The organism is Streptomyces roseolus (assembly GCF_014649855.1).
Lineage (GTDB): Bacteria > Actinomycetota > Actinomycetes > Streptomycetales > Streptomycetaceae > Streptomyces > Streptomyces roseolus.
In genome coordinates this window covers 286069-310372 of record NZ_BMTV01000005.1, presented here as the reverse complement: position 1 = coordinate 310372, position 24304 = coordinate 286069, and the positions used below count along the sequence as shown (strand labels likewise).

Annotated in this window: 22 protein-coding genes, 1 pseudogene and 1 riboswitch; of the genes and pseudogenes, 9 read left to right on the top strand and 14 right to left on the bottom strand. The window is 72.8% G+C overall.

All coding sequences use genetic code 11. From position 1 onward, the window contains the following. The first annotated feature begins 181 nt into the window (after positions 1 to 181). Both IE245_RS08515 and IE245_RS08510 read left to right on the top strand, forming a co-directional pair. Positions 182 to 1861 (top strand): hypothetical protein, encoded by a 1680-nt coding sequence (locus tag IE245_RS08515; RefSeq protein ID WP_189946133.1) that lies wholly within the window; start codon positions 182 to 184, stop codon positions 1859 to 1861. A gap of 206 nt (positions 1862 to 2067) precedes the next feature. Further along, positions 2068 to 2964 (top strand): hypothetical protein, encoded by an 897-nt coding sequence (locus IE245_RS08510; RefSeq protein ID WP_189946132.1) that lies wholly within the window; start codon positions 2068 to 2070, stop codon positions 2962 to 2964. 383 nt (positions 2965 to 3347) lie between these two features. On the opposite strand, the pseudogene IE245_RS36795 reads toward IE245_RS08510, so the two are convergent. From IE245_RS36795 to IE245_RS08500, 3 genes and pseudogenes are all read right to left on the bottom strand, one after another. Continuing rightward, a pseudogene (locus tag IE245_RS36795) lies at positions 3348 to 3502 on the bottom strand (MBL fold metallo-hydrolase); the annotation flags it as partial. A 56-nt stretch (positions 3503 to 3558) separates the two neighbouring features. Next, positions 3559 to 4542 carry a HEAT repeat domain-containing protein gene (locus IE245_RS08505; RefSeq protein WP_229851142.1) on the bottom strand — a complete coding sequence of 328 codons (984 nt, stop codon included), beginning with the start codon at positions 4540 to 4542 and terminating at the stop codon, positions 3559 to 3561. A gap of 382 nt (positions 4543 to 4924) precedes the next feature. Next, positions 4925 to 6166 (bottom strand): MBL fold metallo-hydrolase, encoded by a 1242-nt coding sequence (locus tag IE245_RS08500; protein WP_189946131.1) that lies wholly within the window; start codon positions 6164 to 6166, stop codon positions 4925 to 4927. Positions 6167 to 6294: 128 nt separating this feature from the next. Between IE245_RS08500 and IE245_RS08495 the strand changes: the two genes are divergently transcribed. Further along, complete coding sequence (locus IE245_RS08495; RefSeq protein ID WP_189946130.1) at positions 6295 to 6900, top strand: TetR/AcrR family transcriptional regulator; 606 nt, start codon at positions 6295 to 6297, stop codon at positions 6898 to 6900. Between the two features lie 301 nt (positions 6901 to 7201). Here IE245_RS08495 and IE245_RS08490 read toward each other — a convergent pair whose 3' ends face one another. The 3 genes from IE245_RS08490 to IE245_RS08480 form a co-directional block, all read right to left on the bottom strand. Continuing rightward, on the bottom strand, positions 7202 to 7999 hold the full coding sequence (locus IE245_RS08490) for an SIMPL domain-containing protein (protein ID WP_229851141.1): 798 nt from the start codon (positions 7997 to 7999) through the stop codon (positions 7202 to 7204). A 178-nt stretch (positions 8000 to 8177) separates the two neighbouring features. Continuing rightward, entirely contained in the window at positions 8178 to 9215 is a 1038-nt protein-coding gene (locus tag IE245_RS08485) for a DUF6745 domain-containing protein (RefSeq protein ID WP_189946128.1), read from the bottom strand. A 46-nt stretch (positions 9216 to 9261) separates the two neighbouring features. Next, positions 9262 to 9588 carry a DUF8820 family protein gene (locus IE245_RS08480; protein WP_189946127.1) on the bottom strand — a complete coding sequence of 109 codons (327 nt, stop codon included), beginning with the start codon at positions 9586 to 9588 and terminating at the stop codon, positions 9262 to 9264. 190 nt (positions 9589 to 9778) lie between these two features. Between IE245_RS08480 and IE245_RS08475 the strand changes: the two genes are divergently transcribed. From IE245_RS08475 to IE245_RS08455, 5 genes are read left to right on the top strand one after another with little or no spacing between them, the layout of a single operon-like run. Next, positions 9779 to 10738 carry an STM4015 family protein gene (locus tag IE245_RS08475; RefSeq protein WP_189946126.1) on the top strand — a complete coding sequence of 320 codons (960 nt, stop codon included), beginning with the start codon at positions 9779 to 9781 and terminating at the stop codon, positions 10736 to 10738. Beyond that, entirely contained in the window at positions 10735 to 11904 is a 1170-nt protein-coding gene (locus tag IE245_RS08470) for an STM4014 family protein (RefSeq protein WP_189946125.1), read from the top strand. The genes IE245_RS08475 and IE245_RS08470 overlap by 4 nt, the downstream gene beginning before the upstream one ends. 11 nt (positions 11905 to 11915) lie before the next feature. Then, the gene (locus tag IE245_RS08465; RefSeq protein ID WP_189946158.1) at positions 11916 to 12737 is read left to right on the top strand and encodes an STM4013/SEN3800 family hydrolase; all 822 of its coding nucleotides are present in this window, start codon (positions 11916 to 11918) and stop codon (positions 12735 to 12737) included. Further along, positions 12734 to 14071: an STM4012 family radical SAM protein gene (locus tag IE245_RS08460; protein WP_189946124.1), complete on the top strand. Its 1338-nt coding sequence runs from the start codon at positions 12734 to 12736 to the stop codon at positions 14069 to 14071. The genes IE245_RS08465 and IE245_RS08460 overlap by 4 nt, the downstream gene beginning before the upstream one ends. An 8-nt stretch (positions 14072 to 14079) precedes the next feature. Continuing rightward, complete coding sequence (locus tag IE245_RS08455; RefSeq protein ID WP_189946123.1) at positions 14080 to 14943, top strand: STM4011 family radical SAM protein; 864 nt, start codon at positions 14080 to 14082, stop codon at positions 14941 to 14943. On the opposite strand, the gene IE245_RS08450 is transcribed toward IE245_RS08455, so the two are convergent. Both IE245_RS08450 and IE245_RS08445 read right to left on the bottom strand, forming a co-directional pair. Further along, positions 14930 to 15742, bottom strand: coding sequence for an SGNH/GDSL hydrolase family protein (locus IE245_RS08450; RefSeq protein WP_189946122.1), 813 nt, complete (start codon positions 15740 to 15742; stop codon positions 14930 to 14932). The genes IE245_RS08455 and IE245_RS08450 overlap by 14 nt on opposite strands. A 160-nt stretch (positions 15743 to 15902) precedes the next feature. Then, positions 15903 to 16862: a M23 family metallopeptidase gene (locus tag IE245_RS08445; protein WP_189946121.1), complete on the bottom strand. Its 960-nt coding sequence runs from the start codon at positions 16860 to 16862 to the stop codon at positions 15903 to 15905. 4 nt (positions 16863 to 16866) lie between these two features. After that, positions 16867 to 17023: riboswitch (cyclic di-AMP (ydaO/yuaA leader) on the bottom strand. Positions 17024 to 17417: 394 nt separating this feature from the next. On the opposite strand from IE245_RS08445, the gene IE245_RS08440 reads away from it, so the two are divergent. Then, positions 17418 to 18239, top strand: a complete 822-nt coding sequence (locus IE245_RS08440) for a tyrosine-protein phosphatase (RefSeq protein ID WP_189946120.1) — start codon at positions 17418 to 17420, stop codon at positions 18237 to 18239. Positions 18240 to 18260: 21 nt separating this feature from the next. On the opposite strand, the gene IE245_RS08435 is transcribed toward IE245_RS08440, so the two are convergent. The 6 genes from IE245_RS08435 to shc all read right to left on the bottom strand — a co-directional run bounded on the left by IE245_RS08435 (position 18261) and on the right by shc (position 24260). Continuing rightward, complete coding sequence (locus IE245_RS08435; RefSeq protein WP_189946119.1) at positions 18261 to 18443, bottom strand: DUF6126 family protein; 183 nt, start codon at positions 18441 to 18443, stop codon at positions 18261 to 18263. Between the two features lie 20 nt (positions 18444 to 18463). Next, positions 18464 to 19093 carry a helix-turn-helix domain-containing protein gene (locus IE245_RS08430; RefSeq protein ID WP_189946118.1) on the bottom strand — a complete coding sequence of 210 codons (630 nt, stop codon included), beginning with the start codon at positions 19091 to 19093 and terminating at the stop codon, positions 18464 to 18466. Between the two features lie 75 nt (positions 19094 to 19168). Then, positions 19169 to 20554: an aspartate aminotransferase family protein gene (locus IE245_RS08425; RefSeq protein ID WP_189946117.1), complete on the bottom strand. Its 1386-nt coding sequence runs from the start codon at positions 20552 to 20554 to the stop codon at positions 19169 to 19171. A 10-nt stretch (positions 20555 to 20564) separates the two neighbouring features. After that, positions 20565 to 21581, bottom strand: coding sequence for an adenosyl-hopene transferase HpnH (hpnH, locus tag IE245_RS08420; protein WP_189946116.1), 1017 nt, complete (start codon positions 21579 to 21581; stop codon positions 20565 to 20567). Positions 21582 to 21588: 7 nt separating this feature from the next. Then, a complete protein-coding gene (locus tag IE245_RS08415; RefSeq protein WP_189946115.1) occupies positions 21589 to 22251 on the bottom strand; it encodes a phosphorylase family protein in 663 nt (220 codons plus the stop codon). Next, positions 22251 to 24260 carry a squalene--hopene cyclase gene (gene shc, locus IE245_RS08410; protein WP_189946114.1) on the bottom strand — a complete coding sequence of 670 codons (2010 nt, stop codon included), beginning with the start codon at positions 24258 to 24260 and terminating at the stop codon, positions 22251 to 22253. Before shc ends, IE245_RS08415 begins: the two co-directional genes overlap by 1 nt. Positions 24261 to 24304 lie beyond the last annotated feature (44 nt).

Genomic DNA, 24304 nt, shown 5'->3' with positions numbered 1-24304 from the left:
CACCCCAGGCCGCACTCTCAATGAACTGCACGTGAGACGCTGGCCGTGTCTGCATACCGAGCCAAGGGCTTGGTGCGCGGAAGTTGCCGCTGCCCGTCGCCACATGGGGCACAATGCCTCGGTGACAGGTGGGAACCCGAATCGTCGCCCGGTAGAACATCCCGCGCCGACAGACGCAACAGTGAAACAGCTGTACGGAACCGCTTTCCGCTGCGGCAAGCCGGACTGTCAGCGCCCCTTGTTCCGGTTGGACAACGAGACCGGCGATCGGACCCTCAACAGCCGCGTCGCGCACATCCACGCTCGCAGGGAGGGTGGCCCCCGATGGAACGCCGGCATGTCAGACGAGGCGAACCGCAGCGGGGAGAACCTGCTCCTGCTATGCATCGAGCACTCGTATGAGATCGATGAAAACGCCGCCCGGTTCCCTCCGGAGATGCTGCGGGAGTGGAAGGCGACGCAACTGGCCGAGCACGACCAGATTCAGCGGTCGTGGCACCTGAACAACGATGAAGTCGCGGAAGCCTCCATGCTCTCCTTCGACCCGCTTCCGCTGAGCGTCGCCACGGCCAGTGCGACGACGGTCGTGGCGGCGGCCCGGGCGGTAGGGAAGATGGTGAGCGTCGGTCGCCAGCGACGTCGCCTCGCGCATCAAGCGGCTCAGGATTGGCAGGCATTGCGTCTCCACATGAACAGGACGATGCCCGTCTTTGATCTGGATGGGGACCGCCTGACCGTCGAGCCGTCCAGGGCAGAGACCAAGCCCTACGAGGATGCGCTGAATGGAGTTCTCGCCGCGAGCCAGGCCGAACTAGAACCCTTGGCCGTAGAGGTCGTTGCCGAGCTCCACGCCGTATCTGCCGCCGACCAGAGTCTCGGGCCGTGGTGCGACTGGGTGGAACGACGGGTCGAAGAACTGATTGCCGCAGCAGGTCGATGGCCAGGACGGCCGCCGTCCGAGGACGACCAGGCATGGCCGGACGCGGTCGCCGAGCTGCAGCGCGCCTCAGCGGCCCTGAGCGCCGCCTGGCGAGGGGACCGGACAGTCTCCCCGCCCGAGCCGACCCTCGCCGTCTCTGGACCGGTCGAAACAGACCAACAGCGTGCGGTGCGGGAGCACTGGGAACTACTGGAATCGGCAGGCCCCTGGGGCCGGGTGAAGCACCGTGACTACGACGCGGCGCTGTACGCACGCCTGATCGAGGCGCTGCCTTTGGCGAACGCTCTTCCCCCCGTGCCATCGCTGACGGCGATGGGGCTAGACGTTACGGCCCGGCGTGCGGCGACTGTGGCCCGCAATGCCGACGAGACCACCTACCGTGCCCTCATTCGTCAGGCCAGCGAGCAGACGCCTCTGGCTGCCTCGGTTGTTCTGCTCCAGCATCTCGGCACCATCGCGAAACAGCAGGGTCGCGAGGAACTGCAGGATGCGGCAGCCGCCGAAGCCACGAAACTCCTGCTGGCTGAAGACTGGAAGGCTCCCACTGCCTGGGCGGCCAACAGCAATTACGCACGACGGCTGCTTGCATGGACTGCGGGTGCCAGCCACGGCGGAGAAGTTCGAGAGACCCTGAAGACAGCACTTGAGGGAAACCCAGACCTGCTGCCGGCGATAATCGAAGCGATGGGGCAGTGGGGTGAGACCTTCAGCCCTGACGGAACCGATGCGACTCGGACATTCCAGCGAATCTCGGAATTGCCGGATTGGTTCCCTGCGAGGTTGGTCGCAGATCTCATCAAGCAGATGTTCCCAGCGGTCTCTGCGGCCGACGAGTTTGGCAGCGAGCGATACAGCGACGTGGTGCAGCGACTCGCCAGCCAGATCCTGCGGATCGCCGAGGGCAACAGCAACGAGTGGTAACGCGGGTCCGTCCTGTGTTGCTCGGCCGAGGGTGAGTTCGCGGACCTGCCAGCCGAAGCGTGCCAGAGATCCGAGGGATCTTCAGAGGTAGTCGACGAACAGGCAACTCTCCAGCACCACACGTGCCAAGACGAGGGTCGACCAGACCGGCGGGGGCTTCCGGAACTCGATCGCCCCTGTAGTGCATCGGCCGTTACCGTCCTCCTATGGACGATTCCCTCACCTTCGAGAGCTTCTGGGCCGGCGCAAAGAAGTCAGCGCACAAGGCCATGGACGACCATGCGCGAGGAGAATACGACGAATTCGCCCTCCATGCCGGAGTTTCTGTAGAGCGCCTATGTAAGGCCGTCCTGGTCTCAAAGAACCCGATCTACATCGCGGAGATGAAGGGCAGCGCGGAGATGCTGTTTCATCTCGGCGGACATCGCGTCGCCAGCAAGGTCCGCACGATCGGCGCCGCAGAGGCCATCGCCCGCCTACGCACGCTGAATGTCCTCCCCGTCGACCGGACGTTGGACCTCCTGATCGACCTGCGCAACGGCGTCGCCCACGCCTCGACTGGCAACCAGGCCAAGGGATTGCTCTCGACGCTTGCGGCAGCCGTTGCAGCCCTCCATGAGGAATTGGATCAGCCCCTGAACTCCTTCTGGGAGCGGTGGACCGAGTCCGCACGCGTGGCGATCGACCAGGCCGCATCCAAGGTCCATCGCGACGTGCAGGTCCGCATCAGCCAGGCACTCCACAGGTTCAACGATCGCTTCGAGGGCCTCCCTGACGAGGCCAGGGATCTCATCGTGCGGGCTCAGATGTCCCCGTACAACGAGGAGCTCCCTGTCACGCTTGATGATGGTCGAAGGGTTGTCCTACGTCTTGTGGGAACCGACTGTCCCGCGTGCACAAGCAAAGCCTCGGTCTTCTTCGACGAACAAGCTGAGTCGCCCAACGCGCTCTTGATGGTTCCCCGATCCCTCAAGTGCTTCACATGTGGACTGACTCTGGACACCTTGGATGAGGTACATGCATCCGGTGTGCACGTCAAGCCGCTCATGTTCCCCTCGCGGGAGTACGTTGCGGCCGAGTTCGGAGAAACACACCAGGGCTGACGCACCGCGCCCCGGCACCCCGCCGGGGCTTTCCCGCTTCCCTGTGCCGAATCTTCCTACACCCGCCCCGCTGGGGGGGACCATTGACTTTGGCCTGCTCACGTCCCTCGCTTCTGCCGAGGAGACCGAGAACCCTGCCGACACAGCCAAGATGATCGGCAGCTCCGCGCGCCCGCTGTCTCAGCTGCCCATGATGCGTGTTCGGACGACAACTGGGTGCGGCCCTCTAGCGTCGGCAAGGGCCTGAACTGCTGGGCACCTGCCGAACACTCCCGGCGAGGCGCACCGTCCAGCGCACGCACCAAGCGGTCGCGCTCCTCGCCCGGAAGACGAGCCAGTAGGCGCATGATCCCATCGAGGTCATCCTCGCTCGCCGTCACCGACCCCCCAAGGTCGAGATCACGCTTGGGGACTTCGGCAGGAGCCTCGACCGGTTGGGGCCTACGCCGCGGGTGAGCGATCGGATGGGACACAGCCCGCCACCACGGCTTCTCTGGCAGCTTCCCCGAGGCTCGAACGGCTCGCCCGGACGCGGGAACCCTCCCCGGCCCCGGTAGACAACTTCGATGCGCAAGCGGGGGCGAGGCCGGTCGCTCAGAGCGAGAAGGTCCAGGGGTCGTCGTACGGTTCAGGCTTTTCGGGGTGGATCATGCAGCGGATACAGCGCGAGAGTCCCGGTTCACCGGTTCCGGCGGCGGCGTACATCCACGGCAGGGTGTCCATGGCGTGCGCGCGTTCTTCTGTGGCGAAGGTGTCGATGGTCTGGTGCAGGTCCTCGGGTGCGGGTTCGTCCGTGAGGCAGAGCCAGCCGATTGCCGCGGCCAGGCGGACTTCGGGGGCCTCTGTCCGGTCTTGCCACCGCTCGCGGAACCACGAGATGGCCGGCGGCTGTACGTGAGCTCGGGCGGTCTCGGCGACGGCGAGGAGCAGGGCGGCGCGGACCATGGCGTCATGCTCGGTGGCGAACCTGGTGGCAAGGGCGGTTCGGACCATGTGGTCGGGGTCGGCGGCGGTGGCCAGAGCGTATGCGGCGTCGATACGGATGGTGGGATCGGAGTCGTTGAGAAGCGGCAGGAGTACGGGTGTTCCGGCGGTGATCGCGGCTCGGGCGGCGGCCACCGACCAGCCTGCCGGGTAGCCGGTCACCTCGACGCCGTAGTCGTCATAGTCGCCGGGGGCGTGGCGCCGAGGATCGTTGCGGTGGAGCAGGAGTTCATTGCGGGAGGCGACGCCGAAGTGCCGAGCTCGGGCCGGACCGGAAAGCACGGCGAGGGCAGCGGCACGGTGTGCGTGATGGGCATCGGCGGCGATGGGGATCAGGAACGGTACGGCGAGCGCGGCGGCGGCCCGGCTGTCGTTGGCACACAGGCCCCCCAGCACGCCCGTCGCGTGGCTAGCGGGGTCCTCGCCGGCGCACAGCAGGTGAACGGCCTCCCGGGCGTCGTCGCCATGAGGGAAGTTCCCCCACGGGACGGCGTCGAGGAGCAACGTGCTGTGGGCACCAGACTGGATGCCGGCCACCACCGCCCGCACATCGAACGCGCCACCCGCGAACGACGCCAGATCTGCTCCGTCCACCAGCGCTCGGCACATCGCGAACGTCGGATCGGTCCGCCAATCCCTCACATCACACCCCTACCATCGAATCCCCAGAGACTCGATCATGCCTTGCCCGACCGCCTCCGCCGGTCGACTGCGGGAAGGGGCACATCCCGACACCCACGAACCGCCAAGCATCCAGAAGATCCGTACGAAACTGCAGCTCAGCGACCGATGATGCGCGTTCGGACCACAACTCGGGACGGCCCCTGCGAGGTCGGCAAGGGTCTGAACTGTTGGACGACGGCCGCCTGCTCTCTGCGAGGTTCCCCGTCCAACGCCCGCAGCACACGGTCGCGCCCCTCAGACGGCAAACGCTCCAGCATCCGCGCGACCTCGGCAAGGTCGTCCCCGACCGACGTCACCGCTCGCCCGCGAGGTCGAGATCTTCGCTCCGCGGCTCCGCAGCGACCTCGGCAGGCCGGGGCCGGCGCCACGGCTGCGCGATCGAATGGGACACAGCCCGCCACCACGGCTCCTCGGGCAGCTTCCCGGCAGGCTCGAAGGGCTCACCGGGATGGGGGAACGCCACCGCCTGGCCGACTTCCTCGCACTCGTACTTCGTCCACTCCCCCGGCTCCGCCCACGGGTGCGGAGCCAGGTTGAACGTGCCCCAGTGGATCGGCAGCATCACACCGACCGGAGCACCTCCCTGTAGGTCAAGGTGCGCCTGCACCCCCTGCGCGGGCGACATGTGAATGTCTGGCCACGCCCCAGGCATCGGCGTATAGTCCGTGTGGTTCTTGGGCCAGAACTCGGAGTAGGCGCCGATCTGGATCATGGTGACGTCGTAGGGGCCGTGGGCGGCGCCGATCTCCTGGAAGCCCTGGAAGTAGCCGGTGTCGCCGCTGTGGAAGATCCGGTGGCGGGGGCCGCGGACCGACCAGGAGGCCCAGAGGGTGTGCTGCTGGTTGCGGATGGCGCGGCCGCAGAAGTGGCGGGCCGGGGTGGCGGTGAGGACGACCCCGCCGATCTCGGTGGACTCGTGCCAGTCCAGCTCGCGCAGCCGGGAGGCCGGGACGCCCCAGTGCTCCAGGTGGGCGCCGACGCCGAGCGGCACGGCGAAGAGGGTGTCCGTGGCGGCCAGCGCCTTGATCGTCGGCAGGTCGAGGTGGTCGTAGTGGTCGTGGGAGATCACGACCACGTCGACCGGGCCGAGCGCGGCGAGCGGCGCGGGCGCCGGGTGGAGCCGCTTGGGGCCGACGAAGGAGAAGGGGGAGCAGCGCTCTCCCCAGACCGGGTCGAAGAGGATCCGTACGCCGTCGATCTCGGCGAGCACGCTGGAGTGGCCCAGCCAGGTGATCCGCAGGCCGCCCGGGGCGGGGCGCGCCAGGTCGGCCACGGTCGTCGGGTGGACGGGGATCACCCCGGCCGGGGCCCGGCGGGCGCGCGCCTCCCGCTCGAAGTAGATCTTCATCAGGTCGGCGGTGGAGCCGGAGGGGCCGCGGCGGGCCTTCTCGGGGTTCTGGAAGACGCCGTCGGCGAAGTGCGGCGAGCGGTGGATGCGGGCCAGCCGCTCCCCCGTGGGCTCGGCGCCGAAGGACTCGGGCCGCAGGGAGCGCAGCCGGGCCCGCAGCGAACGGTCGGAGCCGGTACCGGTCACAAGTCCTCCTGAGCTCTGGGGGTCGTTCCATTATGGGCGGACGGAGAGCCGGGCGGGCGGGCGACCGGGGGCGGAACGGCCTCCGGCGATGATCATGACTCTGTCATGTGCTGTGTAGGCTGCTCGGCGTGGCGAGAGTGCGGTTGAGCGTGGCCGAGCGGCGCGAGGAGCTGCTGCGGGCCGCCGTCGAACAGATCGAGGCCCGGGGCACCACCGCCGTCCGGATCTCCGACGTGGCCGCGGCCCTCGGCGTCAGCAACGCGCTGGTGCTCTACCACTTCTCCACCAAGGAGCAGCTGGTCGCGGCGGCCTTCGCGCACGCCGCCGAGAGCGACCTCGGCAAGCTGCGCCGGATCCTCGGGCGCCGCTCGACGGCGGTGCGGCGGCTGCGCGCCGCCCTCCGCTGGTACGCCCCGCGGGGGCAGGCCAAGGGGTGGCGGCTGTGGATCGAGGCGTGGGCGGCCGGACTGCGCGACCCCGAGCTGCGCCGGGTCGCCGCCTCGCTCGACCAGGAGTGGAGGCGGGCGGTGACCGCCGTGATCGAGGAGGGGGTCGCCGCCGGCGAGTTCCCCTGCCCGGACCCGGCGGGCGCCGCCTGGCGGCTCACCGCCTACCTGGACGGGCTCGCCGTCCAGACGACGGTCTACACCGGGGGCCTCTCCCGCGCGGCGATGCTCCGCTGGGCCGACGCGGCCCTCGACCGCGAACTGGGCCTCCCCCCGACCGGCGGCTGAGCGCCGCCGGTGCCGGTCCCCAGGGGCGCCCGGCGGCCGGCACCGGCGTGGCACACCCGGCACCCGAGCCGCGGCGGGCGACCGCCACCCGAGCAGCCCGTCGAGGCCGGCCGACGAGCGGACCCGGCCGTAGGCCCGGACCCGAGCGACGGCCGGCATCGCCCGGGCCTGCGGGCGGCCCCGGGCCGTGGTCCGCCCTGGCCCCGGGCCTGCGGGCCGGCACCGAGCCGTGGTCCACGCCCGGGCCGGCCGTCCGGGACCGTGGCCGGGCCGAGGCCCGGTGCCGGGTCCGGGCGGGGTGTCAGAGGAGTTCGTAGACCGCCGAGACCGTCACCTGCTCCTCGATCTCGCCGGGGGCGAGGGGGACGTTCTGCTCGTCGGCCGGGAGGGACGGGAGCGTGCCCTGGCCGGGCCGCAGCGAGTCGCCCTCGCTGAGCGAGACCAGCCGGCCGAGGCGGTGGCCGCTCAGCCGGGCGTGCTGGGAGGCCTTCTCGTACGCGTCCCGGTACGCGGCCTCGCGGGCCTTGGCGCGCAGCTCCTTGGGGTCGGACACGTCGAAGACGACGCCGTTGACCCGGCCGGCGTCCCTGGTGGCGCCGTTGACGGCCCCGATGACCTGGCCGGCCCGGTCGATGTCCCGGACCTTCGCGGAGAAGGCCTGGCTGGCCTGGTAGCCGGACACCTTGGACTCGCCGCCGGTCGTCTGGGTGTAGACGGGGTTGAGGGAGAGGCTGTCGGTGCGGATGTCGCGGTCCTCGACGCCCTCCTCGCGCAGGACGGCGAGCAGCGCCTTCGCCGCGGTGTTCTGCGCCGCCATCGCCTCCTTCGCCGTCGGCTTGGTGACCTCCACGCCCACCGAGAGGATCGCCAGGTCGGGGGCGGCGGTGGCGCTCCCGCTGCCCGTGACGGTGACGGTCGCCGGCGCCTCGGCCCGGGCGGCGGCCACGCGCGGGGCGGGGCGCTCGGGCGCGGCGGCGAGCGCGGGCGCGGCGGTGCCGAGGAGGAGCGCTCCGAGCACGGCGGTGCCCGCGCCGGCGGCGAGCAGACGGGCGGCGCGGGCGCCACGGTTCGGGAGGGTGGGCGCGGGGCGGTGCGGCACGGGCGGTCCCTTCGACGGTGGGGTGCCGGTGGCTCCGGCGGGCACATCCCAGCACCCGGGGCCGCCGCCTCCGGGGCGCCACTCCTGACCGGCGCCGCCCTTCACCTCTCCGTACCAGCGGATTTCCATCCGATCGGCTGTCCGTACGAGCGGCCCGCCGCGCCCGCTCCCTCGCGGTTCAGGTCTGGACGAGCGGCTCGTACGCCTCCGCGCCCAGGCCGAAGGTCCAGGCGACGCCCTCGCGGGCGGTCCGGGTGCGGGGCGGCACCCGGAGCCAGTACGTGCGGTGGCTGCCGTCCGGCTCCGGCGTCGAGTTGACCACCTCGACCATGACGACGTCCTCGTCGTCGCCGAGCTCGATGCGCCACAGCACCCCCGCCTCGTCGCGGCCCTCGGGGCGGGCCCCGGAGGCGTCGAGGTAGCGCTCGTAGCCGCAGAACTCCAGCATCACGCGCCGCAGTTCGGCGTTCTCCTCGTCGCGGATCCGCTCCGGGGTGAGGTCCGCGAGCCCCGCCAGGAACTCTGCCGTGACGGGCATGCCGCGCCAGGCGTGGAGGGCGAAGCCGTCCCGGTGGGCGAGCGCCGGACCGTCGCCCCGGTCGAGCCGCCCGGCCTCGTCCCGGTGCAGGGCGACGGGGCGTTCGCAGACGACGGCGACCTTCTCGTACGGCCACCACCAGCCGGCCTGCTCGGCGACCGCGGCGAGTCCGGCGAGCCGGGTGCCGCGCCCGTCGAAGGCGGCGAGCCAGGCGGCGTCCTGCTGGCCGAGGACCGCGTCGTACAGCAGCTCCCGGCCCGCGGACCCGGTGAGCGCGCCGGGTTCCTCCCGGTCGCCGAGCGCGTCCAGGATCCCGGCCCTGATCCGCTCGGCGAGCGCCCGTGCCGGGTCCCAGAGCCGGGCTCCGGTGGCCTGCCAGTGCGCCGTCCAGCCGGCGGGGCCGAGCTCGTCGTGGAGGCGGCGGCGCTCCTCCGCCCAGGGCAGCGTCCGCACCTCCTCCCGCACCGGGCGTCCCCGGTCGGCGAGGCCCGCGACCAGCTCGACCCCGGCGAGCGGCGAGTCCGCCCACACCACCCGCTCCGGCGCGGGCAGCCCCGCGAAGGCGTAGGCGAGCCGGACCCCGGCCTCCGCGGCCGTCCGGTCGGCGGGCCCGGTGGCGGCCGCGACGGCCCGCCACTTCTCGTAGGCGTCGGTCTCGTTCATCGTCCTGTCCCCCATGTCCGTCCCTTCCTCCGGCGCCGTGCGGGCACCGTCCGGTCCCGTCTCAGTCCGCCACGATCCGGTACGCGCCCGGCACGTACTCGCGCTGCCGCACCACCCGGTACCAGCCTCTCGGCAGGACGATCGGCGCGTGCTCCTCGTGCACCAGCCGTCCGCCCTCGGGCAGTTCGAGCAGGAACGGGCCGTACGGCCCCGGCTCCCGCACCAGCCGGCCGGGGCCCGGGATCGCGTGGGCGTGTCCGGTGACCTCGCCGAAGGCGAGCACGAGCCTTCCCCGGCCGTCCCTCGGCTCGCTCGGCGCGTCCTTCGCCCGGACGGGCACGGCCCGCTCGTCGACGGGCACGATCAGCACGTCCCCCTGCCGGTACATGGCTCTCCCCTTCCCGTCCGGAACCCGCTGCCCGAACACGGGAACGACGCTAGGGGCCACCACTGACAACGCTCCCGGCCCCGGCCCCCGCCCGGTCCCGTGTCCGACCCCCTGCCCCTCCTGTCGGTGCGGCTTGGTACAACTTCTTGGCGTCACGCCCGTACCGCCGTCCGTCGTCTGGAGCACCGTCATGACCATTGGGGCCTACCTGGAGGAGTTCCACGGCCTCCCCGTCTTCGACCTCCCGGACGCCGGGTCGGGCGTCGCGCTGCCCGACCCGGCGGCCGTCGCCTGGCGGCTGTCCAGCCCGACCTACCGCGACGACGACGAGGAGAGCTGGGACGCCGTCTTCGACCGCTTCCTGAAGACCGTCGACACCGCGCGGGTCCGCGCGATCGTCGTGGGCGGCTGGGAGGACGCGTACGAGGACTCCTCGGCCGCGATCGTCACCGCGCTCATCGGCGCCAACGACCGGCTGACCGCCCTGGAGGCGGTCTTCCTCGGCGACATGACCATGGAGGACTGCGAGATCTCCTGGATCGTGCAGTCCGACGTGACGCCGCTGCTCGCCGCCTACCCGGCGCTGCGGGAGCTCGGCGTGCGCGGCGGCACCGGGCTCGTCTTCCCGCCGGTGCGCCACACCGCCCTGGAGACCCTGGTCGTGGAGACCGGCGGGCTCGGCGCCGAGGTCGTGCGCGGCATCGCCGGCAGCGACCTGCCGGCCCTGGAGCGGCTCGAACTGTGGCTGGGCACCGACGAGTACGGCGGCGACTCCTCGCCCGGCGACCTGGCGCCGCTGCTCTCCGGCGAGTCCTTCCCGGCCCTGCGCAGCCTCGGCCTGTGCAACAGCGTGATCCAGGACCAGGTGGCCGCCGCCGTGGCGAGCGCCCCGGTCGTCGCCCGCCTCGACCGGCTCGACCTCAGCATGGGCGTGCTCACCGACGAGGGCGCGGCCGCGCTGCTCGACGGCCAGCCGCTGACCCATCTGACGGAGCTGGACCTGGAGCACCACTACCTCTCGGAGGCGATGGGCGAGCGGCTCACCGCCGCGCTCGCCCCGCACGGGGTGCGCGTCGTCCTGGACGACCCGCAGACCCCGGAGGACGACGGCGACGGGGACGTCTGGCGCTACGTCGCCATCGCCGAATGACCCCGGGCCCGCGCCTCGTGGTCGTCGGCGACCCGGCGGGCCGTCGCGTCGCGTTCTTCCAGGACGCGCTGCGCGCCGCCGGGCTGCCCGGGGCGCGGGCCGTGGCGTGGACGGACGTCCTGCGCGGCCGGGCCCGTTTCGCGGCGGGCGAGACCGTGCGGGTCGACTCGCCCGGCGAGGTGCCGGAGGTCGAGCTGCTGCTGCGCGGCACGGACGATCCGGCCCGGGTGGAGGGGGGCCGGCTCTGGTACGAGCGGTTCACCGCCGCCCTCGCCGGGCTCACCGCCGAGGCGGACCGTTCCGGGGCGGTGCTGGTCGACGATCCGGCGGAGACGGCGGTCCTCTTCGACAAGCGGCTCGCCCACGGCCGGCTCGACGCCGCCGGGGTGCCCGTCCCGGCCTCGCCGACCTCCGGCCCCGGCGGGGCACCGGTGCGGGGCTGGGACGACCTGGTGGCGCTGATGGCCGGGACCGGGCTGCGCCGGGTCTTCGTCAAGCCGGCCCACGGCTCCTCCGCCTCCGGGGTGCTGGCCGTGGAGACGGCCGGCGGGGGCCGGGTGCAGGCCGCCACCTCGGTCGAGCGGGACGCCGCCGGACGGCTCTTCAACTCACTGCGGGTGCGCCGCTACACGGGCGCGCGGGAGGTCGGCGCGCTGGTCGACGCGCTCGCCCCGGACGGGCTGCACGTCGAGCGCTGGCTGCCGAAGGCGGTCCAGGGCGGCCGGGCGGCCGACCTGCGGGTGGTGGTGACCGGCGGGCGCGCCACCCACGCGGTGGTCCGCACCAGCCGTTCGCCGCTGACCAATCTGCACCTCGGCGGCGCCCGCGGCGACCTCGCCGCGGCCCGGACGGCGATCACCGCCGCCGGCGGCCGCTGGGAGGACGCGGTCGCCGTCTGCGAGGGCGCGGCGGCGGCCTTCCCCGGCACCCGGTGCGTCGGGGTGGACCTGCTGCCGGGCGCCGGCTGGCGCCGTTTCGCGGTCGGCGAGGTCAACGCCTTCGGGGACCTGCTGCCCGGCCTCACCGGCCTGGCGGGCAGCGGCGCCGAGGGCCTGGACACCTACGGCGCCCAGGTCGCCGACCTGCTGAGACGCCCGCCCGCACCCCCACCCGCCCCGGCGCGCACCCCCGGCCCCCGCACCACAGGAACGAGCACCAGCCCGTGAACCAGCCCGACATGAACGCGGTCGTCGGCAGCCACGACCTTCTCCTGGTCACCCTCGACACCCTCCGGTACGACGTGGCCGCCGAGCTGGCCGCCGCCGGCCGCACACCGAACCTGGCCCGGCACCTCCCGGGCGGCCGCTGGGAGCGCCGGCACGCGCCCGGCAGCTTCACCTACGCCTCCCACCAGGCGATCTTCGCGGGCTTCCTGCCGACTCCGGCGGCGCCGGGACCGCACCCACGGCTCTTCGCGGCCCGGTTCGCGGGCAGCGAGACCACCGCCGACGGCACCTACGTGTACGACGCCCCCGACCTGGTGACGGCGCTCGCCGCCGACGGCTACCGGACGGTGTGCGTCGGCGGCGTCGGCTTCTTCGACAAGCGGCCGCCGCTCGGCTCGGTCCTGCCCGGCCTCTTCCAGGAGAGCCACTGGGAGCCGTCCTTCGGGGTGGCCTCGCCGACCTCCTTCGAGGCGCAGGTGGCCCGGGCCGAGGAGGTGGTGGCCGCGCTGCCCGCCGACCGCCGGCTCTTCCTCTTCGTGAACGTGGCGGCGCTGCACCAGCCGAACTGGTTCCACCTGCCGGGCGCGACCCGCGAGGCGGGCGACACCCGGGCCACCCACGCGGCGGCCCTGGAGTACGTCGACCGGCACATCGGGCGCCTCTTCGCGGCGATGAGCAGTCGCCGCCGCTGCTTCGCGATCGTCTGCTCGGACCACGGCACGGCGTACGGCGACGACGGCTACACGGGCCACCGGCTCGGTCACGAGGTCGTGTGGACGGTGCCGTACGCGCAGTTCGCGCTGGACGGTCCGGCCGAGGGGGCCGCCGCGTGACCGCCGCCCCGCTCCCCCGCCCGTACCGCTCGTACGTCTACGCCTACCCGCACAAGACGGCGTACCGTCCGCTGCCCGAGCGGCCGGAGCTCGCGGCGCTCTGGGCGGACGAGCCGAAGGACGCCCTCTCGCTCTACGCGCACGTGCCGTTCTGCGAGGTCCGCTGCGGTTTCTGCAACCTCTTCACCCGGATCGGCGCCCCGGACGAGCTGACCACCCGCTACCTCGACGCGCTCGACCGGCAGGCCGTCGCCGTCCGGGAGGCGCTCGGCGACGCGGCGCCGGTGCGGTTCGCGGCGGCGGCGTTCGGCGGCGGCACGCCCACCTTCCTGACCGCCGCCGAGCTGGAGCGGCTCTGCGACATCGCCGAGCACCGCATGGGCGCGGACCTGCGGGCGGTGCCGCTCTCCGTGGAGACCTCCCCGGCGACCGCGACCGCCGACCGGCTCGCGGTCCTCGCCGGCCGGGGCGCGACCCGGCTGAGCATCGGGGTGCAGAGCTTCGTGGGCGCCGAGGCGCGGGCGGCGGTCCGGCCGCAGCGGCGGGCCGACGTGGAGGCGGCGCTCGGCCGGATCCGGGACGCCGGGGTGCCGGTGCTCAACATCGACCTCATCTACGGCATCGACGGGCAGACCGAGGAGTCCTGGCGGTACTCGCTGGACGCGGCGCTGGCCTGGCGACCCGAGGAGCTGTACCTGTACCCGCTGTACGTGCGCCCGCTCACCGGTCTGGGCCGCACCGGGCCCGCCGAGACGGACGCGGAGTGGGACGCGCGGCGGCTGCGGCTCTACCGGCAGGGCCGGGACCACCTCCTCACGGCGGGCTACGAGCAGGTGTCGATGCGGATGTTCCGGCGGTCCGGCGCGGCCCCGGCGGGCCCCGACGACCACGCCTGCCAGACGGACGGCATGATCGGCCTGGGCTGCGGCGCCCGCTCGTACACCGCCGCGCTGCACTACTCCTTCGACTACGCGGTCGACATGCGGGAGATCCGCTCGATCATCGACGCCTACACGGAGACGGAGGACTTCTCCCGGGCCGTGGTGGGCCGCCGGGTGGACGGCGCGGAGGCCCGCCGCCGCCACCTCCTCCAGTCGCTGCTCCAGGCGGAGGGCATGGAGCTGGCCGGGTACGAGCAGCGGTTCGGGACCTCGGCGCACGAGGACTTCGGCGCGGAGCTCGACCGGTTCGCGGCGTACGGCTGGCTGGACGGCTCCGCGCCGGAGGGGCTGCTCAGGCTGTCGCCGGAGGGGCTGGCGCACTCGGACGGGCTCGGCCCGGAGCTGTTCTCCCCCGCCGTACGGGCCGCGATGGCCGCGTACGAGCCGAAGTAGGGCCGGCCGTGGACCTGACGCTGCTGTACCGGGGGCCGCTCGCCTCGTGCGACTACGACTGCCCGTACTGTCCCTTCGCCAAGCGCCGCGACTCGCCGGAGACGCTGCGGGCGGACCGGGCGGCCCTGGAGCGGTTCACGACGTGGGCGGCCGGGCAGGACGGGGACCGGCTGCGGATCCTCTTCACCCCGTGGGGCGAGGGCCTCGTCCGCTCCTGGTACCGGCGGGCGATGGTGGAGCTGTCGCGGCTGCCGCACGTGGAGCGGGTGGCGATCCAGACCAATCTGAGCTGCCGGACCTCCTGGCTGGACGAGGCCGACCTGGACGCGCTGGCGTTGTGGTGCACGTACCACCCCGGCCAGACGCCGTACGACCGCTTTCTCGGCAAGGCGCTCGACCTGGCGGCCCGGGGCGTCCGCTTCAGCGTGGGCGTGGTGGGGCTGCCCGAGCACCACGCGGAGGCGCTGCGCCTGCGGGCGGCGCTGCCCGACCACGTCTACCTGTGGGTGAACGCCGCCGAGGGGCACGCGTACACCGACGCGGAGGCGGCGGCGTGGACGGGCATCGACCCGCTCTTCGGCTACAGCCGGCACCCGCACCGCTCGGCGGGGCTGCCCTGCCGGACCGGCGAGTCGGTGGTGTCGGTGGACGGCGAGGGGACGGTGCGCCGCTGCCACTTCGTCAGGGCCGAGCTCGGCAACCTGTACGACGGCTCGTACCGCGCCGCCCTGCGGCCCCGGACCTGCCCCCTCGCCGTCTGCGACTGCCACATCGGCTACGTCCACCTGGAGTCGCTGCCGCTGTACGACGTCTTCGCCGGCGGGGTCCTGGAACGGATCCCCGCCGGCCGCCCCCGGGCTACAGGGGCATGAGGTCGGGGCGCTTGGCCTCGACGTGGTCGCCGGAGCTCTCGCCGCGCAGCCGGCGCCCGATCCACGGCACCAGGTACTCGCGCGCCCAGTGGATGTCGTCGCGGCGGACCTCCAGCGGCCCGCGGGCGGGCAGCGGCGGCCACGCCTGGTCCGGGTCGGCCGGCACCGGGAGGCCGAGGACCTGGGCGGCGCGCAGCGCGACCCGGGTGTGGCCCTCGGGCGAGAGGTGCAGCCGGTCGTCGTCCCAGGCCCGCCGGTCCTGGACCGACTTCAGCGACCACAGGTCGAGGACCGGGCAGTCGTAGCGGTCGGCGATGGCGCGCACGTGGGCCGTGTACGTGGCGATCTTGCCGCGCAGGTGCTTGAGGACCGGTACGTCACGGGTGTCGAAGCCGGTGGTCACCATGACGGTGCCGACGGCGGAGGTGAGGTCCCGCACCGCCCGCTCGAACCGCTCGGCGACGTCGTCGGGGTCGGTGCCGGGGCGGATGATGTCGTTGCCGCCCGCGCAGAAGGTGACCAGGTCGGGGGCGAGCTCCTTGGCCCGGGGGACCTGCTCGGCCACGATCTGGTCGAGGAGGCGGCCGCGGACCGCGAGGTTGGCGTAGCGGAACTCCTGGTGGTCCGGCAGCTGGTCGGCGAGGAGCACCGCGAAGCGGTCCGCCCAGCCGACGTAGGTCCCGTCCGGCCCGGGGTCTCCGACGCCCTCGGTGAAGCTGTCACCGATCGCCGCGTACGACCCGATTCCCCCGACCGCCCCGAACGCGTTCTCTTCTATTGCTCTCGAATCGTCTGCCACGACAGCACATCTTTCCTTTCGGGATGTGACCTACGCGACCGTAAGGAGGGGTTGACGGCGGGTGATATATGCCACCGATAAAGAATTTGCCAAGCCCGGAACAGGGCGAAGGCCCGGCACGTGCGTGCCGGGCCTTCGCTGGGCCGTGGGGCCGGACGGGTCAGATGGAGACGCCGTGCTGGCGCAGGTAGGCCAGCGGGTCGATGTCCGCGCCGTAGCTCGGCGAGGTGCGGATCTCGAAGTGCAGGTGCGGACCGGTCGAGTTGCCGGTGGAGCCGGAGAGACCGATCTGCTGGCCGCCGCTCACCGACTCGCCGGCGGAGACGGCCAGGGAGGAGAGGTGGGCGTACTGCGAGTAGTTGCCGTCGGCGTGCTTGATGACGACCTCGTTGCCGTAGGCGCCGCTCCAGCCGGCGGAGACGACCGTGCCGGCGCCGACGGCGCGGACGTTGGTGCCGGAGGAGGCGATGAAGTCGGCGCCGGTGTGGTAGCCGGAGGACCACATGGAGCCGGAGGCGCGGTACGGGGTGGAGACGCCGCCGGAGACCGGGGCGACCCAGCCGGTGGCGGCGGGGGCGGCGGCCGGGGCCGCGGCGCGCTCGGCGGAGCGGGAGGCGCGGGTCTGCTCGGTGACCTCGGCCTTGGCCTTGGCCTTCGGGGCGGCCTTGGCGGCGGGCTTCGGGGCGGCCTTCGGCGCGGCGGCCTTGGCGGCGGGCTTCGGGGCCGCGGCCTCGGCGGGGTTCTCTGCGCCGAGGGTGAGCTTCATGCCCGGGAGGATCAGCGAGGGGTTCTCGCCGACGACCTGCCGGTTGTCGGCGTAGAGCTGCTTCCAGCCGCCGGCGACGTCGTGGTCGGCGGCGATCTTGGACAGGTAGTCGCCGGCGACGACGGAGTAGGTGGTCGGGGCGGCGGCCTTGGCGGCCGGGGCGGCCTGGACCTGGACCTGCGCGGCGGCGGCCACGGTGCCGGAGACGGCGGCCGGGGCGGCCTGCTCGGCGGCGTGGGCGCCGGTGGCGCCGATCAGCGGCAGGGCGACGACGGCGCCACCGGTGCCGGCGGCGACGAGGCCACGGGTGATCAGGGTGGACTTCTGGCGGCGGTGCTTACCCTTCACGGGCATGGCGAATTCCTCTCCGGCGCCTGCGAGGTGAGCTGTCGGGTTCGGACTGGAGATGTCCGGCCGCGGTTCTCACGCGGCTTCACCCCTAGCCGTCCTGCGTCGCGGGACCGGCGTACTTCCTTGGGTCCCCCGCTCCTGCCACGCGTGGACGGGTGTGAATTCCGGACGGTGGCAGGATTCGGCGGTCCGACCGGATTGACGGCGACGCTAGACGAGCGGGGTCGGCGCGAACAAGCCACGGAATTCGACGGGCATTCCGGGACGATCTTCGGGTCCGGAATTCCGGTCACCCTCCGTGGATGACGGCCCCTCGATTCCCTTTTCGGGGCGGGTGGTTGGCCCGGGCGGTCGGCCACGATCCGTCACCTCTATGACCCTGCTCACGCAGGAAATCCCATCTCCCCCTCAACCGGGGCTTGTTATCCCAAGGCGCTCCAATACGGACAGATCGCCCATTACCGGCCAGGGGGGTGCGCGGCGCCCCGCTCGCCGGGATGATTGCCGGGGGAACCGATCCCGTACGGGTCCCGTGAACGCCTACCCCCAGGAGCATTCGTGACGCAGCAGCTGCCGCAGGTCCAGCCCCTCGAATCCGACGAGCCCGAACTCGCGGCGGTCCGCAACTTCCGGGACGTGGCCGGACTGCCCACCGCCGACGGACGCGCGGTCCGGCCCGGCGCCCTCTTCCGCAGCGGTCACCTCGCCGACGCCACCGAGTCCGACGCGGCCTTCCTCTCCGGTCTCGGCCTGCACACGATCTTCGACTTCCGCAACGAGGCCGACGCCAAGGTGGAGGGCCCGGACGTGGAGCTCCCGGGCGTGCGGAACGTGAACATACCCCTGAGCGACCCGGCCGACGGCAAGGAGTTCTGGCGGATGGTCCGCGAGGGCGACCTCGACACGCTGCGGGACCTGCTCGGGAACGGCAAGGCGGAGGAGCGGATGACCTCCGCGTACCGCCGGATGATCGTGGAGCGGACCGCCGAGCACAGCCGGATCCTGCACTCCCTCGCCGAGGAGGCCGTCCCGGCCCTGATGCACTGCGCGGCCGGCAAGGACCGCGCCGGGCTCTCGATCGCGATCACCCTGCTCGCGCTCGGCGTGGAGCGCGAGGCCATCGAGGCCGACTACGTGAAGTCCGGCGCCCCGCACCGCCGCTACAAGGTGCGCCGCAGCTCCACCGCCCGGGACGCCATGGCGCCCGAGGTGATGGAGCTGCTGAGCCCGCTCTTCGACGCGCGGGTGGAGTACCTGCGGGCCGCCTTCGAGACCATCGACACGACCTGGGGCTCGGTCGACGCCTACCTGGCGGACGGCCTGAAGCTGGCGCCGGAGACCCGCGAGCGGCTGCGGGAGCGGCTCCTCACGGAGGCGTGAGGCCGCGGGTCCGGCGTACGGTCACTGGTTCTGTCCGCCCAGCATGAAGAGCAGGTAGAGGAAGCCGGCGAAGAGGTGACCGGCGATCAGGTAGGCGAAGAGGCGGAGCACCAGCCCCTTGGGGAACCTCCCCTCGCCGCGCTCCTCACCGGTGACCGCGACGGGCGCCTTGGGCGTGGCGGAATTCACGGACTTGTCGGACATGTCGACCAACCCTTCGGGACTCAGCGGGAGTGCGGGGCGCCGCCGCCCAGGCACAGCTCGGCGGCGGGGCTCTGCAGGAGCGTGTGGACGAAGAGCACCTCGGCGCCGGCGCGGCCGGCCGCGCCGATCCGGTGCGGGGTGAGCGAGTCGAAGTGCGCGCTGTCCCCGGGGCCGAGCAGGTGCACGGTCTCGCCGAGGGCGAGCCGGACCTCCCCTTCGAGCACGTGCAGCCACTCCTCGCCGGGGTGGACGCGCACGATGTCGGCCCGGGTGGCGTAGGGCACGTGGACCCGCAGGCACTGCATGGCCCGGCCCGCGCCGCCCGCCTGCCGGTAGATCCAGCCGTCGGCCTCGACCGGATCGGAGCGGTCGGCCCGGATCACCGGGTCGCGTTCCGCCGGGGTCTCGCCGAGCAGCTCGGCGACCGTCGTACCGTAGATACGGGCGAGGGCGAGGAGCATCGGCAGCGAGGGCTGCCGGTTCCCGGTCTCCAGCCGCGAGAGGTGCGCCGGGGAGAGTCCGGCGCGCTGGGCGGCCGCCTCCAGGGTAAGCCCCCGGCGCCGGCGCAGCGCCCGCAGCTGCGGGGCGACGTCGGGCACGGGCTCGGGGGCGGCGGTTTCCGGGGCGGAGCCCCGGGGGACGTGGTCCATGCGTCCATTCCGCCAGGAACGTGCCTCTGAGGCAACTTTCTTGCCTCAGAGGCAAAAGTCCGGGGCCGGCCCGGCTCAGCGCTGCGCGACCGCCTGCCTGACCAGCGTCTTCCCGAAGTCCCAGAGCAGCCCGCCCCCGCCGTGGGCGTCCTCCATGACCGCCGTGAAGGCGGTGACGAAGCGGTCCACGTCCGCCTCGTCGATCACCAGCGGCGGGATCAGCTTGATCACCTCCAGGTGGTCCCCGGAGACCTGGGTGAGGATCCGGTGCCGCTGGAGCAGCGGGACCACCACCATCTGCGCGAAGAGCCCCTTGCGGGCCGTCTGGAGCATCGCCCACCGGCCGCGCAGCGCCAGCGAGCTCGGCCGGCCGAACTCGATGCCGATCATCAGCCCCCGGCCCCGGACCGCGTGCAGCAGCTCGTAGCGGGGCACCAGCTCCTCCAGGCGGCCCTTCAGGAGGCCGCCGACCCGCCGCACGTGCGCCACCGTCCCCTCGGACTCCATCACCGAGAGGACCGCGAGGCCGGCGGCCATCGCCTGGGCGTTGGAGCCGAAGCTGGCCGAGTGGACCAGGACCCGGTCCATGGACGAGTAGACCTTCTTGAAGATCCGGTCCTTGCCGAGGGTCGCCCCGACCGGCACGTATCCGCCGGAGAGCGCCTTCGCCACGCACACAAGGTCCGGCTCGACGCCGTCCTCGTGCTGGTACGCGTAGAAGTCGCCGGTCCGGCCGAGGCCGGTCTGCACCTCGTCGGCGATCAGCAGCGCCCCGTGCCGGTGGAGCAGCTCCTGGGCGGCGGCGAGGAAGCCGGGCGGCGCCTCGTGGACGCCCTTGCCCTGGATCGGTTCGACGACGAAGGCGGCCACGTCCCCCGCGCGGAGCTCGCGCTCCAGGGCGTCGAGGTCGCCGAGGGCGATCGCGGTGTCCGGGAGCAGCGGGTCGAAGCCGGCCTTGAAGCCCTTCTCGCCGTTGACGGAGAGGGCGCCGGTGGTGAGGCCGTGGAAGGCGTGGTCGCAGTAGACGATCCTCGGCCGGCCGGTGGCGTACCGGGCGAACTTCAGCGCGGTCTCGACGGCCTCGGTGCCGCTGTTGCCGAAGAAGACCCGGTCGAGGTGGGGGCTGTGGGCGAGGAGACGCTCGGCGAGGAGTCCGGGCAGCGGCGGGCAGTCGAAGCGGGTGAGGTCGGGGAGGTCCGCGTCGAGGACGTCGTGCAGGGCCCGGCGGACGACGGGGTGGTGCCGGCCGAGGCCCATGACGCCGAAGCCGGCGAGCATGTCGAGGTGGTCGTTGCCCTCGGCGTCCCAGAAGTGGGCGCCGGCGGCCCGCTCGTAGACCTTGTCGAAGCCGATGGTGTGCAGCATCCGCGGCAGCTGCGGGTTGAGGTGGCGGGCGTGCAGCTCGTACCGCTCGCCGCCGCGCTCGGCGAGCAGCGCCCGCAGGTCGAAGCCGTCGGTCATGGCCCGCCCCTCAGCTCCCCTGGACGGTCTCGCGGACCGCGCGCAGCGACTCCTTGAGGGAGCCCATGGTGGCGAGCACGGCGGTGGGTTCGTAGCCGCAGTGCGCCATGCAGTTGGCGCAGCGCGGGTCCTTGCCGCGGCCGTACTTGTCCCAGTCGGTGTCCTCGACGAGCTCGCGGTAGGTGGGGACGTAGCCGTCGCTCATCAGGTAGCAGGGGCGCTGCCACCCGAAGAGGGAGTAGTTGGGGATCGCCCAGGCGGTGCAGGGGAAGTCCGCCTTTCCTTCGAGGAAGTCGAGGAAGAGCGGCGAGTGGTTGAGCCGCCAGCGGCGCCGGTTGCCGCCGGCGAAGGCCTTCTTGAAGAGTTCCCTGGTCTGCTCGACGCCGAGGAAGTGTTCCTGGTCGGGCGCCTTCTCGTAGGCGTAGGCGGGCGAGATCATCATCTCGTCGACCTGGAGGTCGTCGTTGAGGAAGTTCAGCACCTCGATGACGGTCTGCGGGGTGTCGGTGTTGAAGAAGGTCGAATTGGTGGTGACCCGGAATCCGCGCCGCTTGGCCTCCTTGATCGCCGCCACGGCCTCGTCGAACACGCCTTCCTTGGCCACCGACTCGTCGTGGCGTTCGCGCAGTCCGTCGATGTGGACGGCGAAGGCGAAGTACGGGGACGGCTTGAAGTTCTCCAGCTTCTTGCGGAGCAGCAGCGCGTTGGTGCAGAGGAAGACGTATTTCCGGCGGGCGACCAGCTGGCGGACGATCTCGTGGATCTGGGGGTGCATCAGGGGCTCGCCGCCGGCGATGGAGACCATGGGGGCGCCGGACTCCAGGACGGCGCCGACCGCCTGGGCGACCGGCATCCGCTGCTTGAGGACGCCGGCCGGGTGCTGGATCTTGCCGCACCCCTCGCACTTGAGGTTGCAGGCGTAGAGCGGCTCCAGTTCGACGATCAGGGGGAACTTGTCCCTCTTGCGGAGCTTCTGTTCGAAGAGATAGGTCCCGACCCGGACGGACTGACGGAGCGGCATGGCCATGACCGGCTCACCTCCTGGGGAGCAGCAGAGAACGGTGCCATTCGAAGAAAGCGGGAAGGACGGCACGGAGGACGCGGAAGGCCGATATTCCCCCGCGTACCGTGCCGATCCGGACCAGTTCGTGTTCGGGGGCGTCCACGACCACCCGTACGGCCGCAAGCGGGCGGGGTCCGGCGGCCCGGGCGGTCCGCAGGGTGGCGGCGGACTCCATGTCGACGGCGATCGCCCCGCCGGCGGCGAGCGCGGCCCGCTCGGGGCCCCGCACCACGTGGTCGGAGCCGGTCAGCGGCCCGGTGTGCACGGTCCGCCCGGGCACCGCCCGGGCGAGCGCCTCGACGAGCAGGGCGGTGCCGTCGCAGGCGAGGGCGCCGTCCGGGCCGCGGGTCTCCTCGGCGACGACCAGGTCGCCGGGGTGCATCCCGGGGGCGAGCCCGGCGCAGAAGCCGGAGGCGATGACGGCGGCGGCGTCCCAGCCCCCGCGGGCGAGCGCCCGCTCCACCCCGCGGGCGGCGTGGGCGGGCCCCATGCCCGTCCGCACCACCCGGACCGGCCCCGGCGCCCCGCCGCGCCCGCCGCCGCGCAGGGCGAACCGCTCGATGCCGAGGGCGCAGGCGACGAGGAGCGGCGGAACGGCGGCCTCCGGCTCCCCCGGCGGTCGGTCGCGCTCCATCACGGGCTCCCGCCGGGGGCGGGCTCGCCGTGCACGTAGCGGCCGAGCGCGGTGAGCGGGAAGACCTGCCGGTAGAGGTGGTAGTTGATGGAGAAGTCCCAGGGGAAGCCGGTGCCGGTGAAGTACGGCTCGTCCCAGGAGCCGTCCTCGCGCTGGGTCTCCACCAGCCAGGCCACGCCCCGCCGGGCGGTCTCGGAGTCGCGCTCCCCGGCGGCGAGGAGGGCGATGAGCGCCCAGGCCGTCTGGGAGGCGGTGGAGGCGCCGCGGCCGATCCAGGAGCGGTCGTCGTACGAGCGGAGGTCCTCGCCCCAGCCGCCGTCCGGGTTCTGCGCGGCGGCGAGCCAGGCGACGGCCCGGCGGATCGCCGGGTGGGAGACGGGGAGCCCGGCGGCGGTGAGGGCGGGGAGCACGGAGCCGGTGCCGTAGACGTAGTTGACGCCCCAGCGGCCGAACCAGGCGCCGTTCGGGTCCTGTTCGGCGAGGAGCCAGTCGATGCCCCGGCGGGTGCGGGGGTCGGCGGCCCGGCCCTCCCAGGCCAGCATCTCCACGACGTGGGCGGTGACGTCGGCGGAGGGCGGGTCGATGACCTCGCCGAAGTCACAGAAGGGCAGTTTGTTGGGCAAAACGCCCGTGTTGTCGGCGTCGAAGGCGGCCCAGGCGCCGTTGCCCGACTGCATGCCGACGGTCCAGCGGGCGGCGCGGGCGACGGCCGCGTCGACCCGGGCGGGGTCGGGGTGGCGGACCCGGCGCAGGGCCAGGATCACCTCGGCGGTGTCGTCGATGTCGGGGTAGTTGTCGTTGTGGAACTCGAACGCCCAGCCGCCGGGCGGGAGTCCGGGCCGGCGGACGGCCCAGTCGCCGGCCTTGGTGACCTCCTCGTCGAGCATCCAGTCGACGGCCTTCACCAGTGCCGGGTGGTCGGCGGGCAGGCCGGCGTCGGCGAGGGCGATGGTGGCGAGGCAGGTGTCCCAGACCGGGGACTGGCAGGCCTCGATCATGCGGGCCGGGCCCTCGGGCTCCTCGCGCCAGACGGCGAACCGGTCGAGGGACTCCAGGCCGGCCCGCATGACCGGGTGCTCCAGGTCGTAGCCGAGGAGGTGGAGGGCGATGATCGAGTAGACGGCGGGCGGCTGGATGCCGCCCCAGCAGCCGTCGTTCTCCTGGCGTTCGACGATCCAGCGGGCGGCGCTGTTCATGGCCGTCCGGCGCAGTCCGCGCGGGGCGAAGCGGTGGTAGACGCGCAGTGCCTGGTCGAGGCGCTGGAAGAGGCCGTCCCAGCCGGTGAGCGGGGCGAGCGGGCGCTTGGGCGCCGGGCGGTCGGGGTCGGTGTGCAGCTCGTCGAGGGGGAAGGGCGCCGGGCGGACCGGGCGCTTCGCCGAGACGACGGTGAGCGGCACGATGGTCTGGCGGGCCCAGCAGCCGAAGTCGTAGATGTTCAGCGGGAACCACTTCGGCAGGAACATCAGCTCGGGCGGCAGCTCGGGGAGGTCCTCCCAGCGCCACCAGCCGAAGAGCGCGAGCCAGATGCGGGTGAAGACGCGGGCGGCGGCGATCCCGCCCTCGGCCCTGATCCAGGCGGCGGCGCGGGCCATGTGCGGGGCCTCGGGCCGGTCCCCGGCGAGCCGGAGGGCGACGTACGCCTCGACGGTCGCGGAGAGGTCGCCGGGCCCGCCGTGGAAGGTGGGCCAGGTACCGTCCTCGTACTGCCGGCTGCGGATGTGCCGGGCGGCGGCCGCGGTGGTGTCGGGGTCGGAGATGCCGAGGAAGCGGCGGAGCAGGAGGTCCTCGGCGTCCATGGTGACGTTGGTCTCCAGGTCGCCCTTCCACCAGCCCTCGGGGGCCTGGCGGGCGAGGAGGTGGTCGGTGGCCGCGCGGACGGCGCGGGCGGCGGCCTCGTCGAGGCGCGCGGCCGTGGTCGTGGTCGTGGGGGTGGTGTGCGGTGGAGTGGTGCTGGCCGCGGGCGCGAGGGGGCCGAGAGCCCCGGCGTTTCCGTCGGTCGTCGCTGTCATGGCTTCCCCTTCGTGGCAGTCGGTTTCTTCTGCTCCTGTGGGTC